Origin of the sequence: Natrarchaeobius versutus (assembly GCF_041205745.1) — an archaeon.
Lineage (GTDB): Archaea > Halobacteriota > Halobacteria > Halobacteriales > Natrialbaceae > Natrarchaeobius > Natrarchaeobius versutus.
Genome location: NZ_JBGFCC010000007.1, coordinates 1 through 14,751, shown reverse-complemented (window position 1 = coordinate 14,751; position 14,751 = coordinate 1). Strand labels below are relative to the sequence as shown.

Sequence of the window (14,751 nt, the reverse complement as noted above, 5' to 3'; positions counted from 1 at the left end):
GCCGGCGAAGCGAACCATTATCTAACTGCCACCACAGATGGTAGCGCATGGATCGAAGCAGGCTTCGCACGGCGCTCGAGGAAGGGGGGTTGACCTCCTATCAGACCGACGCCTATCTGACCCTGTTGGATCGTGGTATGGCCTCCGTGACGGAAGTCGCGAACAACTCTTCGATCCCGTCCTCACAGATCTACGACGTGCTTCGGGCCCTCGAGGATAAGGGGTACATCGAGACGCTCGAGCAGGATACGCTCCACGCCAGACCGGTCGATCCAGAACACGTCCTCGAGGATCTACGCGAGCGCGGATCGTTGCTAGTCGAGGCCGCCGACGAGATCGAAGAACGCTGGCAACGACCGGAGATGAGCGACCACTACATGACCGTCTTCAAAAGCGAGGACACGGTCGTAAGACGCGCCAAAGAGCAGATCGACGAGGCCGAGATCGGCATCGAAGTCGCGTGTCAGATCGAACAGTTCGAGCGGTTAAAGCCCAACCTGAAGGAGGCGAAAGAGCGAGGAGTCGTCATCAAGATCGTCGTCTACTGTCCGGACGACCCCGAGGTTCTGTTCGACGAAGATCTCGAGGCGTACGCCTCCGAGGTTCGGGCGTGTTACATTCCGGGGCCATTCGTCGCCGTCATCGACCACACGAAGACGTGTTATACGCCGAATACGCGGGCCAGCGAACCGTTCGGGCTCGTGTTCGACGACCCGCTCCTCTCGTTTATCTTCCACTGGTTCTTCCAGATCTGTCAGTGGGCGATCTGGGAACCGATTCTCCCGCGTCACGACCCGCCGACGTCGTACGTGAGTATCCAGGGGTTCATCCGTGACATCGGGCCGCTCTTTCTCGAGGGAGCGACTTTCGAGATCACCGTCGAGGGGATCGTTCCGGAGACGGGGGAGGATCGAACGATTTCCGGGACGATCACCGAGGTGGTCTATCCAGGGCGCTACCGCAACGAGTTGCCGACGTACGAGCGTCTCGGCGGCAAGGCCGCGATGGCCATCACGACTCCCGACGGAACGTATACCATCGGCGGGTGGGGTGCGGTGTTCGAGGACCTCGCGGCGAAGGTGATCACCCTCGAGAACATCAGCCTCTCACACCGATTGACCGACTAACCACACAGTCTATCTCCCACCGTCCGTCCGGCTTCTTTCAGCGGTTTTCGATCGATTTTCGGCGTGGTTTCGTTCGGTGACCCGAGCGTACCGAGAGGAACGATCTGGCCGCGAGATACGAACGGAGAGAAACGACCGTGAGAGTGCCGCAGCCACCGCGATCAGGTGTCGCGTGATTCGCCGTGGTTCAGATACCACTCGACTCTGGTAGTCGAAGCGCTCCGTAACCCGGATGAATGGAGATTATATAATTTCACTGTGGGGAAATTATATCCCGACAATTTTTGTGAAAACACCATACTCGAGTCACTCATTGATTTCACAAATGCATCATGTAGTCTCCAAAATAACCTGTAGAAGACATGTATGGTCCCAAACTATAGTTCGATGTACGAGAGTGAAAATAGGTAATTTACTGCGGTAGAGTGCATTTAGGGCGAATGCTGGAAACGTTTAGACTGTACCACAAAAACACTGTTTTGAAATTATATTATCGAAGTTCTAATAGTATCGTCAGAGATGTTTTACAGAGGTACTATCGTAATTCTATGGAGCCAGTACGACATCGAATCGAAATTCGTCCTCTCTACCTTTACATTTATACGAGTGTAAAATGGATCGTCGGCGCCACGACTCACGGGTCGCCGTCCGACGCAGATCGGTCGAAAGGGTACGTTTTTATCCTGGTTCCCACATGTGATTAGCCATGAATGCAAATCGTCACCAACTGACGATCGGGATCGTCGGTCTCGGAACCCACGGGACCAATCACACACAGGCACTCAGGGAGCTAGGACACGACGTACTCGGTGCCGACGCGGATCCGACCATCCGCGCGGAGTTCGCGGATCGGTTCGGCGCGGAAACGTTCGAACACCCGTCGGATCTCTTCGAGGAATCGATCGACGCCGTCATCATCTCCACGCCGACGAAGTTCCACGAACCCGTCGCGACCAAGGCATTGGAGGCCGGACACGCCGTCCTCCTCGAGAAACCGCTCGCACACACGATCGAGAGCGCAGAACGGATCGCTGACGTCGCCGAGCGCACGGACCAAGTGTGTATGGTCGGGTTCCATCACCGATTTCGAAATCCGTGCATCGTGCTCAAAGATTACATCGAACAGGGCTATCTTGGCGAGATCTCCCACGTCCAGGCGACGTTCCTCCGTCGGCGCGGCGTTCCCGGACGAGGGACGTGGTATACGTCAAAGGAGATCGCCGGCGGCGGCGCGTTAATGGACGTCGGGAGCCACGCGCTCGACCTGTTGCTCTACTTCTGTGACTGGCCGGAGATCGAGGACGTTCTCGCTCAGGCGTTCTCCGAGTTCGGTCCGCGGGAAGACTACTCCTACCTCGAGATGTGGGGTGAAGACGGCGACGCGCGGATGTACGACGTCGAAGATTCCGCGAACGCGTTTCTCGAGTTCGAAAACGGGTGTACGGCCAATATCGAGGTCGCGTGGGCGACGAATGCGGAATCGCTCCACTCCTATCGGATCCGCGGCACTGAGGCTGGCGCGGTGTTAGACATCACGAACACGTTAGACGAGGTCGACCCGCACGTCGATCAGCGAAACGACCTGACGCTGTACGAGGTCCGCGGCGGTGCCATCGACCACTACGTCGACTCTGAGGTGGTCTGCAGGCGAAACGATCCGTACCGCGATGAACTCACCACATTTCTGGACGCGGTCGTCTCCGACGACCGACCGGAACAGAACAACGTCCACCAGGCGTTGGCGGTCCAGCGAGCGGTCGAACGGATCTACCGGGAAGCCGGCTGGTGATCGGCGGTCCGCAGACGACTCCCTACCTATATGATCCTGTAGTTCCTTCGGATCAGTATGGACGACCACCGGCCAGACAGCGGGAAAACGATCAAATCGATCGAACAGATGCTGGTGATTCTCGAGTCGATCCGTCGACGGGGGGAAGCCGGCGTAACCGAAATCGCCGGCGACGTCGGTCTCTCGAAGAGTACGGTCCACCACTACGTCAAAACGCTCGAACTCTACGACTGTCTCGAGAAGACCGACGGACGGTACCGACTCGGCCTCAGGTTTCTCACCTACGGGGGCCAGGCGCGTGCGGGAAATCGAATCTATCGACTCGCCAAAGCGGACGTCGACCGCCTCGCACAGGAGACGGGTGAACTCGTCCGCCTGGTCGTCGAACAGCGAGGATACGGGATCACCCTCTACCAGTCGGCGGGTGACGAGGCAAGTCGATCGGATTCCCACGTCGGACGGGTCGAGGAGCTTCACTGCACCGCGGCGGGAAAGGCCTTCCTCGCCGCGCTTCCAGAATCCGAGGTAGCCGACCTCCTCGAGGACATCGAACTCACCCGATATACGGACCAGACGATCACCGAGCGGGACGTACTCGTGGCGGAACTCGAACGGATTCGGTCGCGAGACGTCGCATTTGACGATGAGGAACGCCACGACGGAACGCGATGCGTAGCCGTCTCGATCACGAACCGTTCGGACGAGCTTCTCGGTGCGATCAGCGTCTCCGGCCCGAAAGAGCGTCTGCAGGGAGAGCGGTTTCGAACGACGATTCCGAACGAACTCCAAAATCTCGTCGGTGTCGTCGAGATCAACACGACGTACTCCGACTGGGAAGAACACGTTCCGAACTGAACGGTTGTTTCCGATCGTCAAACGACCTGGTGGTGTCCGATCGATCAGTCTTCCAAAACGACTCGTCTCGAGACGGCCGTTTCGGTAGGAGTACCGAACACTGTCGTGACTTCGTCGAGTACGATCCGCTTGCGAAGATCGTCAGCGAAATCCCAGTCCGCTCGAGAGCGTGTGGTAGCTCGTCACAGCAGTTCCTCCGGGACAGTGAACGGACGGGGAACCGACGACGATCGACGGGAGTTCTGTTTGACGATATCAAACGGAGATGAGGGAGCGGACGTCGAACCCACGTCGAAGACCGACCGCTCGATGTCTCGTGGGTCGAAACGCCGGTTCGACTCGCTCGAATGCGGCTACGCCACACGTCAAGTCACAACATACTTATGGGCAGGGTGAAAATCGATTCGACAACACACGGAAGCCCAGTTCTGAGTGACGCATCGGCGTGGAGTTCTCGCCGAGACACGTTGGGAGATCGAATGCTCGGCCGATACCGGGCGTTCGTTCGTGTGAACTGAAACATATGGGACGGACAGATTCGCTACCGAACGAACGGATGTATCGCCAGTCGCTGAACGGCACGTGGGAGTTTCGTCGCACGGACGAGGACCAACCGTCTGAATGGCTCGAAGGGGCAGTTCCCGGTGACGTCTACTCCGATCTACACGCCGCCGGCGTGATTGCCGATCCTTACGAGGCCGACACCGAACTCGACGTCCAGTGGGTCGGAAAGACCGACTGGCGATACCGCCGATCGTTCGAGGCCGACGACGACCTCCTCTCACACGATCGGGTCGCCCTCGAGTTCCTCGGGGTCGATACGGTCGCGGAGATTTCGATCAACGGAACGGTCGTCGGCGAGACGGACAACATGCACCGACGATACGAATTCGACGTCGGGAACCACCTCGAGTCGGGAACGAACCACGTCTCGGTTGGATTCCGCTCGCCGGTCGAGTACGCCGCCGAGCGAATGGAAGCTCATCCCTACGACGTCCCGTTGATCCGGTATCCGGTGGATCAGCCGGGACGAAACTTCGTCCGCAAGGCCCAGTGTCACTTCGGCTGGGACTGGGGGCCGTGTCTTCCGGGTGTCGGCCTCTGGCGCGACGTCAGGATCGTCGGCCACTCGAGTCCGCGGATCACCGAGACGACGGTCGACCAGACACACCACGACGACGGCGACGTGACGCTCTCGGTGCGAGCCACTGCCGACGTTCTTGAGGCGGGGACGTACGACCTGATCGCCTCGATCGACGGCGAGACCGCCAGTCGATCCGTCGATCTCGAGGCCGGCACGGACGATGCCGAAATCGAACTCACCGTTCCGGAGCCCGCGCTGTGGTGGCCAAACGGTTACGGTGACCAGCCGCTTTCGACGCTTCGTCTGACCCTGGCCACCGGCGACGACGCACACACGGTCGAAGAGCGGATCGGCTTTCGCGAACTCTCGCTCGTCAGAGAGCCGGACGGAGACGGCGGCGAGACGTTCTTCTTCGAGGTCAACGGGGTCGCGATCTACGCCAAGGGTGCCAACTGGATTCCAGTCGAGAACATTCGCGGGCGGATCGACGACGCCACGTACGAGTCCTTGCTCTCGAGTGCGGCCGAGGCGAACATGAATACGATCCGCGTCTGGGGCGGCGGCTACTACGAACTCGATCGGTTCTACGAGCTGTGTGACGAGCTCGGATTGCTCGTCTGGCAGGACTTCATGTTCTCGTGTGCGCTGTACCCGGCGACCGACGAGTTCCTCGAGACGGTCGAAGCCGAGGTGCGCTACCAGGTTCGGCGGCTATCGACGCACCCGTCGATCGCGCTCTGGTGTGGCAACAACGAAAACGAGATGTCGCTGGTCAGCTGGTTTGCCGACGACGAGAACGTCGACGAGTTCTACGCCGACTACGAGCGACTCAACGAGGAGACGATCGCGCCGGTCGTCGCCGAGGAAGACCCATCGCGGACGTTCTGGCCAGGATCTCCCTCGAGCGGTGGTGCAGTCGGCGAAGACGGCGAACTCGTCCCCTACGACGAAACGCGGGGCGACCTCCACTACTGGGACGTCTGGCACGACGGCGAACCGTTCGACGATTACCTGACTGTCGAACCACGGTTCGTCTCGGAGTTCGGCTACCAGTCGTTCGCCTCGGCCGAGTTGCTCTCGACGGTCGTCCCGGACGATCAGTTGAACCCGACCGCGCCAGTTATGGAACACCACCAGCGAAACCCAGGGGGGAACAAGCGCATCCTCCAGCGGATGGCAGACCACTTTCGCGTCCCGTTCGCGTTCGACGATCTCGTCTACCTCAGCCAACTTCAACAGGGACTCGCGATGCAGACCGCCATCGAACACTGGCGACGGTGTAAACCATACTGTATGGGGACGCTGTACTGGCAACTCAACGACCTCTGGCCGTGTGCCTCCTGGTCGTCGGTCGAGTACGAAGGCGGCTGGAAAGCCCTCCAGTACATGGCGAAACGGTTCTACGCACCCGTACTCGTCTCGTCCGTCCGACCCGGGACGGATTCCACAGACGACGGACCGAAGGAACTCGACCTGAACACCGACGACGAGAACGGGGCCGTCGACCGTGGCCTCGAGATCTGGCTCACCAGCGACCGCCTCGAAGCGACGGCGGGGACGCTCGCGATCGACGCTTACACGTTCGACGGCGAACGCGTGTTCTCTCGCGAAGAATCCGTCTCGATCGACGCGCAGGCGAGTCGCGCCGTGACGTCAATCTCGGACGACGCGTTCGGCGAGGTTGCCCCCGAGTCCGTGTTCGTCAGAACCGAGTTCCATCCGGTCGGCGACGTCGAGGTCCATCCCGACTTCGCCTTCTTCGAGTCGTTCAAACACCTCGATCTACCGGTCCCCGAGATCACCGCCAACGTCGAGGGCACCGACGTCGTCCTGAAAACGACCGACACGGCGCTGTTCGTCGCCCTCGAGACGCCGGCGCTGTCGGGACACTTCTCGAACAACTACTTCCACATGGCGCCCGGCGAGTGCGTTCGGGTTTTGTTCGAGGGAGACGCCGCCGGGACCGAACTCGAGGAGGCGCTGTCAGTCCGGAGCCTCGAATCGACGTACTGATCGAGCGGTCGGCGTCGGTCTCGACCACCGTGAGTCGGGCATGGTTTGCGTATCAGCCATTTCCTATGGAGATGAAAATGTGTCTGTGAGGATATCTTTCATGCTCCATGAGTGGTAATGAACGAGTGCGGCGCAACTCCAGCCCCGAGTTTACGGTGACCGTCGAAGGCGACGGGAACGACCACCTGGGACCGTACCCCGAGTGGGACCCCGACGGGAACAGTGGTACGTCTGGCAACCGGTCTGAGGTGGGATCGAACCGTCGGCTCCGAACCCACGCCGCTTGGGTGAGTCGATCCGTAACCGAACGGACTCGAGAAAATATAATAAATATGTCTTTTGACCGACTACATGATTTGTATTTGACATCCATTGTCCTCTCCCATCTGGTCTTTCGCCCAGATATCTCTGATATTAACCCCTATCAAACTAGTTATATAATGTGCTAAATTTATAATTCTGGACGGCCGAACGTGGAGCGGCTGTCGGATCGAGACGACCATCGACGGCGGTCGAATCGGTCGTCACTCGAGTAGGCCCTTCATGTAGCCGACGGCGAAGATCTTGCCGGTGATGTGATAGCCGGGAATCGAGTTGTCCTCACCTTCCATCGTCGGCACGTGGTCTGGGCGGATCGGGCCGTCGAAACCGACCTCGCGGTAGGCGTCGATGGCGGCCTGCATATCGGTCGGTCCCTCGTCGTGCCACGTTTCGACGAAGGCGTCGACGTCGCCGTCGACGTCGCGAAAGTGAACGAAGTTGATCCGGTCGCCGAAGTGGCGAATCGTCTCCGGAACGTCGACGCCCATCGCCGCGAAGTTCCCCTGGCAGAACGTCAGACCGTTGTGTGGCGAGTCGCCGATCTCGAGAACGCGGTCGTAAGCCGCCACGCTGTTGATGATCCTGGGCATTCCACGTACCTCTTCGCGCGGTGGATCGTCGGGATGCAATCCGAGTTTCACGCCCGCCTCCTCGGCGACGGGGACGACGCGCTCGAGGAAGTACTCGAGGTTCTCCCAAAGATCCTCGGCGGTCGTCGTCTCGGCCGCGGCTGGCGCTGGGCCGCGGCGCATCAGGTCGTCGTCGTAGGAGGTCGTCACCGATCCGCCTCGGGCGGGGGTCGTCGCCGACGTCCGAGCCCACCGGAGTCCGGCCATCCAGTCGTAACAGACGACCTCGACGCCGAGTTTTCCGAGGTTTCGAAGCAGGGTACAGAACTCCTCGATCTCCTCGTCGCGACCCTCGAGTGCGAGCCGGGTCTTGTCCGTCACTGGAACGCTTCCTTCGAAGGCGGCGGGTTCGATCCCGTGGTCGCGATACCGGGTGATCAACGGCATGAGTTCGTCGTAACTCGAGGGGCGACTTCCGTCGCCGATTTCGAGGGAGTGAAAGACGGCGTGGTCGACGCCGGCCTGTTTTGCGAGTTGCCAACGATCGTCGGGTTCCGGGGGGAGTACGAGCGCGATATCCATCGTGGTCGTTCGAGAATTATCTCGTCGTCTCTTATGCTTTTTCTTCGGACTCGCGGCGGTTGGGCCGGTCGAATCGATAGCTATTCCTTTCGAACCGCCGAACCCACGATCATGTCGATCGAACGCGTCGCAGTGACCGGCGGAAACGGCAAAATCGGCGAGGCTATCCTCGCCGAGTTCGCCGAGCACGGCTACGAAACGGTAAACATCGCGCGCGGAAAGCGTCGGGAGGACGTCTCCGACGAGTTCCGCTCGACGGACCTCCTCGACGCGGGCGAGACCTACGGCTCGATCGCCCGAAGCGATGCAGACGCGATCGTCCACATGGGGACGATTCCGGGGCCGACGAACCATCCCGGATTCCGGACGTACGAGAGCAACGTCATGTCGGCGTACCACGTTCTCGAGGCGAGTCACGAACTCGGCCTCGAGTCGGTCGTCCTGCCCTCGAGCATCAACGCGATGGGCGCGGCCTACCAGGAAGCGCCGACCGACGTTCGGTACCTCCCGGTCGACGAGGATCACCCGTTGACCCCGCGAGATCCCTACGCGACGAGCAAGCACGCGATGGAGGCCACAGCCGACGGCTTCGGTCGCCTCCCGGGCGCGCCGACGATCTCGTCGCTCCGGTACCCGTGGGTCGCGACCGACGACGAACTCCGCGAGGAGTTCGCCGAGACGGACCGATCGCTCGAGGGGCTCGAAGCCGCCTGGCACCACACCACCCGCGACGTCGTCTTCTCGTATCTCCACATCGACGACGCCGCGTCGATCGCTCGACTCGCCGCCGAGGCGGAGTTCGACGGCCACGAGGCTTTCTGGGCGGTCGCCGCCGATACGTCGACCGACGTCCCCTCCGAACGGCTGGCCGAGGAGTACTTCCCCGAAGCCGCGGTCGAATCCCCACTCGAAGGTCACGAGACCCTGATCAGCGTCGAGAAAGCCGAAGAGTTCCTCGATTGGACGCCCGAACGAAGTTGGCGAGAGCTCTAACGTACGGTCTACTGTCCGTCGGTTCCGGCGCGACCGCGACCACACCGAGTGTCGGTTCGATCGGCCGGAGCGACGCGCCGGGAGAACGGTACAGCATTCCGTCCGACGGCCGGGCGGTCGGCGACGTCGACCGGACGTGCGTTCCAGAAGATTCGACGCCACTCATCAGGTTTATCACGGGCGGTGTCCGTTCTCGAGGTATGGTTCAGACCGCGATCCAGTTGTACTCGCTTCGAGACATCGACGCTTCGCTTCCCGACGTCCTCGACCTCGTCGGCGAGACCGCCTTCGACGGCGTGGAGTTCGCCCACCGCGTCAGGTCCGACGACGTCGACATCGACGCTGTCCTCGCGGCACTCGAGCGCAACGATCTCGAGTCGGCCGCGGCCCACGTTGGCCTCGAGGCCCTAGAAGGGGAGTACGAAGCGATGACGGAACTGTACGATACGCTCGGTTGTGAGACGCTCGTCGTTCCGTGGCTCGACCCCGAACACTTCGCGTCCAAGGAGGCGGTCGCGGACGCGGCCAAGCGGCTCGAAGCCGTCGGGGCCGACCTCGCCGAGGACGGTTTCGACCTCCACTACCACAACCACGACCAGGAGTTCGTCGACCTCGGCGAGGGAACCGCGATGGACGAACTGCTCGCTCGGGCGCCCGCCGTCGGCTTCGAGATCGACCTCGGCTGGGCGCGTGCGGCCGGCGTCGACCCCGTCGAGATCGTCGACGAGTACGCCGACCGAATCGCCTACGCCCACTTCGCCGACGCGGACGCCGAGGCGATGGCCTGCGTCGAACTCGGCGAGGGCGACCTCGACGTCGAGGCCGCACTCGAGGCGGTTCGACGCGCCGACGTCGAGTGGTACGTCTACGAACACGACGAACCCGAGGCGCCTCGGGAGTCACTCGCCCACGGCGCCGAAACGCTCGACTCCTTCCGATAAATCGACTCGCGAACAGGGACGCTCGAGACGGTCTGCTATCCGTCAGTTCCGGCCCAACCGCCGCCCAGGTCGCGTTTGGGTCGGTATATCGGTACAGCAAATCGGATCACCCTTCGACCCAACGGCCGAAAATCGACCGTCGATTACCGATCGGACGACGAGGGGCCTCAGAACGAGGAATCGATCAATCGTCTGAAGGTTTAGGCGAGAGTGCACCCGACTCGACCATCTCCTCGAACGGATTATCCTCGATCTCGAGCGGGAGGTCGACCCGGCCGCGCCGCCGGACCGACTCGTATCCGGCGAACAGAATCTCTGCCGTGTTCAGGCCGAGGCGACCGCTGAGGACGGGCTCCTCGCCCGAATCGAGCGAGTCGATCAGATGCTCGACGAGTCGATCGTGGAAGAACGATCCGAGCCGATCCGCTGGTTCCGATCCCGCGTTGTGGATGTTCTCGCCGTCGACGTCGATCGCCTCTCGCTGGCCACCTCGCTCGAGTTCGAGCATCGGGCCGTCGTCGGCGTCGATGCGAATGGTGCCTTCGGTTCCGCGGAGGACGAGCGCACCGTCGACCAGCCCGGTTCGGGAACCGGTGCTCAAAACGGCGTGGACGCCGTTTTCGTACTCCCACTGTGCCCACATCTGGTTCTCCTGGTGGGCACCGAATCGGACGTCTTCCTCCCGGTAATCGAGCTGGGCGATGACCCACTCCGCCGGCCGGTCGCCGGCGAACATCCCCGCGAGGTCCACCATGTGCGCGCCCGTGTCGTAGAAGTCACCCCACCCGATCTCGACCCGGGTGAGGTCGCCGATCTCGCCCGCTTCTAGCAGTCGGTTGGCCTCGGTGAACGGTTTCGCGAATCGGCGCTGTCGGTTGAACGTGAGCTGGGTATCGTAGCGCCAGCAGGTCTGGACCATCCGTTGGGCGCTCGCCCAGGTGTGGGCCATCGGTTTCTCGCAGTTGATCGCCTCGACGGCGTCGTGTTTCGCACAGCCGACGACGACCGCCTCGTGGATCGCCGGTGGGACGGCGATGCTGACGATCTCCGGTTCGACCGCCTCCAGCATTCGTTCGTACTCCTCGAAGACGTTCTCCGCGGGGACGTCGAAGGTGTCGGCGAACGCCTCGCCGTTCTTTGGAACGATGTCCGCACACGCGACGACGCGACACTGATCGTGATTTCGGTACGCCTCCGCGTGGCGATACCCCATCGCGAAGCCGTCGACCGTTGGATTCGACGGGTCGGGTCCCGTACCGATGATAGCTACCGTATAGTCACTCATTCGTCTTCGATATCGTTTCCCAACCCCGGAAATAGTGCTTTCGGTTGGCCTTCGATCACCCCTTCTCTACAAACCTTTATGCGAGTATAGCCACCCAGAACGAATATGGTCGAGACGACGAGGACGCGACGGGGGTCGGCGATCCGATGAGTATGTCGCCAAAGGAGCGATTCTGGGACGTGCTCTGTGAGTACCGATCGCTTCTTCACCTCCTTTTGCTGTTCGCAACGGTGTTGTTGGTGTTGACGATGATGGCGATGGCGATGGGTGATCAGCAGACGGACGCCTACGTGATTTCGATCGTGACGATGACGATTCTCGCTTCGACGATCGTTCCGATCGGCTACTGCGTCTGGCGATGTGGAACTATGACGAACGAGTTCGATACGGACGACCCTAGCGACTGATCGGTACAATTGCACCCCGTCTGTGGTTGCCTCACGAAAGACCCACGGGAGTCCGGACGAATCGGCGTTCTCGCAATTGACGAGTCCATCGGTCGACCGGCGGCGGTCACGTTGTGCCACAGCACACTCGAGCGAACAGTATACTTATTTATCCGACGCGGAAACGACGAACCATGACCGAACAGAGCGGGAACATGAGGGAACTTCTGGATGCAGTACAGAACGATCCGGACGCCATCGACCTCGAGGTCGCCGAGGAACTGCTCGAGGCCGAGGGGGCGAGCGGGCGGACGACTGCACTGCAGGCGATCTCCGTAATCGCGAAAGAAGAGCCCGATCGCGTTCTCGAGTACACGGACCGCGTCGTCGAACTCCTCGACGACGACGTCCTCTCGGTCCGAACCACGGCGGCGCTGGCACTAACCTCACTCTCGAGAAATCGACCCGAAGCAGTCGTTCCTGCCGTTCCGGCGCTCGTCGGGATTCTCGGGGAGGAACCGCCGCTGTTTCGATTCCGCGCCGCCGGCGCGCTCGCGCCGCTGACCGCGGATCACGCCACCGCGTTCGTCGACCACACCGACCATCTCCTCGAGGTCCTGCTCGATGGCCCGACGTTCGAGGAAGATCCGCGGTCGGTCGCGACGTCGGAGGAGCTCTCGTCCGAGGAAAAACAGCGGACGCTCTCGACGCTTGCAGGTCGCTCGGGCGAGTGGAAACGGGCGCGGACCCGTTCGAACGCAACCCGTGAGGTCGCCGCGAACGTCCTCGTCGAGGTCGCCCGCGTCGACCCGGACCAAATTGCGTCGCGCCTCGATCGCGTTCTCGAGACGCTCTCGGCTGACGAGGCGGCCGTCCGAGGCGCGGGGGTCGAGATGGTTCGCCACGTTGGCGAAGACGATCCCGATGCAGTCGAGGACGCGATCGATCCACTGCTCGCCTTGCTCGACGACGTCGCGTTCGTTCGGGCGCGGGCGATACGCGCACTGGGGTATGCGGAGGCGACGGCCGCGATCGACCCGCTTCGGGAGGTCGCAACGGCGGACGAAAACGACGACGTCGCGGATCTCGCGGCGGACACGGCGGACTGGCTCGACGAAAACAGCTAATTACACCGGGATCTGTTCTCAGCGAGGAATCACTCGGAACATCCTGATAAATATGAGGCGACATCAGTGGGATTTATGTTCTCCGACTGTTCATAGGAAGTTGTATGGCAGATTATGACACGATAGTGTCTCGACGAGAGATTCTCGCTGTCACGGGGGCAGCAGGTGCAACAGCGCTCGCAGGTTGTTCCGACGATGCCGGCAACGGTGGGAACGGCGGGAACGGTGGCAACGGTGCGACCGATCCTGGCGACGAAGTCCCGGATCACGCCGATGCGTACTTCCAGACGGCCGACGGCGAACATCAGGTCGGCGACTTCCAGTTCAATCCGCATCAGTGGGGAGGGTTCTCCCATATTTCGTTTGCGCTCTTCGCGCAGTGGACGAACTACATCATCGACCAGGGCGAGTACTACCCATACGCCGTGGAGGACTGGGACGTGACCGACACCACGATGACGCTTCACATCAGCGACGAGTTCACGTGGGGTAACGGTGACGACATCACCGCCGACGACTTCCTGATGCAACTCGAGCTCGGTGAAGCGATGGACGACGCGTTGTACGACTTCGTCGACGAGGTCGACGTGGTCGACGACTACACGCTCGAGATCACGTATCCCGAAGGGACGAACCAGGACATCATCGAGCACGTCGTCCTCGATCGCGACCTCGACCATCCGCCGGCCGACTGGGGCGAGATTCACGAGGCGTACCTGGACGGTGAAGACGTCACGGACGACCTGTTCGGTCACGAAGTCGAGGAGCCGACCCCGTCCGGGTTCGTCGACCTCGCCGATTTAGGCGAACAACAGGCGACGTTCGACTTCAGAGAGGAGAGCCCGACCGCCGACAACGTCAACTGGAACGGCTACCAGGTGGGGTACCGCTCGGGCAACGAAGCGTTCCACCAGTCGTTCGCGGCCGGGGAACTCGACGGCATCCACAGCCTGTTCGCTGGCCCCGGCGCGCTCAACCAGTTCCCGGATACCCTCGAACAGATTCAGATTCCCGGCGGCTTCGGACTGGGGATGGTGTTCAACTACGATCACGAACACTTTGGCGAGCGCGAGGTCCGGCAGGCGTTTGCGTACGCGATCGACACGGAGGCGGCGATTTTGGCGATCGGTGCGGACTCGAAGATGGAGTTCCCCATCCAGAGTGGGCTCACCGTTCCATCGACCGGGGAGTGGCTCGACACCGACGACTACAGGAGCTACGAACAGGACGTCTCCCGGTCCGAGGAACTGCTCCAGGAGGCTGGCTTCGAGCGAAACGACGACGACAACTGGGAGCGCGACGGATCCGAACTCGAGGTCGATATCATCGTCCCCGCGGGCTGGAGCGACTGGGTGACGCCGACCAGTACGATCGTCGACCAACTCTCCCAGGCCGGTTTCGTGGCCGAACTCGACTCCCAGGACCAGGGTGTCTGGCAGGACAACCTCGCGTCGGGTGATTTCACCGTCGGCGCGTACGGACACACGGAGGGTGGAAACGCCGCGATGAACCACCCATACTTCTCGTTCAACTGGAAATTCGAGAACCGAGATCACGGATCGCCGAACTTCTTTGGCTTCCCCGAGGACGAGGCGACCACGGTTCCGGACGGCAACGGCGGCGAGATCAGCGTCAACCCGCGCGAGGAACTGTCGACGATCGCAAACACCAACGACGAT

11 protein-coding genes are annotated in these 14,751 nt (G+C 61.4%); 9 read left to right on the top strand and 2 right to left on the bottom strand.

What is annotated here, in order from left to right; all coding sequences use genetic code 11:
- Positions 1-47: 47 nt before the first annotated feature.
- The 4 genes from AB7C87_RS15625 (at position 48) to AB7C87_RS15610 (ending at position 6,868) form a co-directional block, all read left to right on the top strand.
- Positions 48-1,127: a TrmB family transcriptional regulator gene (locus tag AB7C87_RS15625; protein ID WP_369730419.1), complete on the top strand. Its 1,080-nt coding sequence runs from the start codon at positions 48-50 to the stop codon at positions 1,125-1,127.
- Positions 1,128-1,833: 706 nt separating this feature from the next.
- Complete coding sequence (locus AB7C87_RS15620; RefSeq protein WP_369730418.1) at positions 1,834-2,916, top strand: Gfo/Idh/MocA family protein; 1,083 nt, start codon at positions 1,834-1,836, stop codon at positions 2,914-2,916.
- Positions 2,917-2,973: 57 nt separating this feature from the next.
- Positions 2,974-3,771, top strand: a complete 798-nt coding sequence (locus AB7C87_RS15615; protein ID WP_369730417.1) for an IclR family transcriptional regulator — start codon at positions 2,974-2,976, stop codon at positions 3,769-3,771.
- Between the two features lie 523 nt (positions 3,772-4,294).
- Positions 4,295-6,868: a beta-mannosidase gene (locus AB7C87_RS15610; protein WP_369730416.1), complete on the top strand. Its 2,574-nt coding sequence runs from the start codon at positions 4,295-4,297 to the stop codon at positions 6,866-6,868.
- Between the two features lie 524 nt (positions 6,869-7,392).
- On the opposite strand, the gene AB7C87_RS15605 is transcribed toward AB7C87_RS15610, so the two are convergent.
- Positions 7,393-8,340: a mannonate dehydratase gene (locus AB7C87_RS15605; protein ID WP_369730415.1), complete on the bottom strand. Its 948-nt coding sequence runs from the start codon at positions 8,338-8,340 to the stop codon at positions 7,393-7,395.
- Positions 8,341-8,451: 111 nt separating this feature from the next.
- On the opposite strand from AB7C87_RS15605, the gene AB7C87_RS15600 reads away from it, so the two are divergent.
- The gene (locus AB7C87_RS15600) at positions 8,452-9,333 is read left to right on the top strand and encodes an NAD-dependent epimerase/dehydratase family protein (RefSeq protein ID WP_369730414.1); all 882 of its coding nucleotides are present in this window, start codon (positions 8,452-8,454) and stop codon (positions 9,331-9,333) included.
- 200 nt (positions 9,334-9,533) lie between these two features.
- The gene (locus AB7C87_RS15595) at positions 9,534-10,274 is read left to right on the top strand and encodes a sugar phosphate isomerase/epimerase family protein (protein ID WP_369730413.1); all 741 of its coding nucleotides are present in this window, start codon (positions 9,534-9,536) and stop codon (positions 10,272-10,274) included.
- 184 nt (positions 10,275-10,458) lie between these two features.
- On the opposite strand, the gene AB7C87_RS15590 is transcribed toward AB7C87_RS15595, so the two are convergent.
- Positions 10,459-11,559 carry a Gfo/Idh/MocA family protein gene (locus tag AB7C87_RS15590; protein WP_369730412.1) on the bottom strand — a complete coding sequence of 367 codons (1,101 nt, stop codon included), beginning with the start codon at positions 11,557-11,559 and terminating at the stop codon, positions 10,459-10,461.
- A 146-nt stretch (positions 11,560-11,705) separates the two neighbouring features.
- Between AB7C87_RS15590 and AB7C87_RS15585 the strand changes: the two genes are divergently transcribed.
- From AB7C87_RS15585 to AB7C87_RS15575, 3 genes are all read left to right on the top strand, one after another.
- Positions 11,706-11,966 carry a hypothetical protein gene (locus AB7C87_RS15585; RefSeq protein ID WP_369730411.1) on the top strand — a complete coding sequence of 87 codons (261 nt, stop codon included), beginning with the start codon at positions 11,706-11,708 and terminating at the stop codon, positions 11,964-11,966.
- 173 nt (positions 11,967-12,139) lie between these two features.
- On the top strand, positions 12,140-13,072 hold the full coding sequence (locus tag AB7C87_RS15580; protein ID WP_369730410.1) for a hypothetical protein: 933 nt from the start codon (positions 12,140-12,142) through the stop codon (positions 13,070-13,072).
- Between the two features lie 104 nt (positions 13,073-13,176).
- Positions 13,177-14,751 (top strand): ABC transporter substrate-binding protein (locus AB7C87_RS15575; RefSeq protein WP_369730409.1); only part of this gene is annotated, 1,575 nt, incomplete at its 3' end.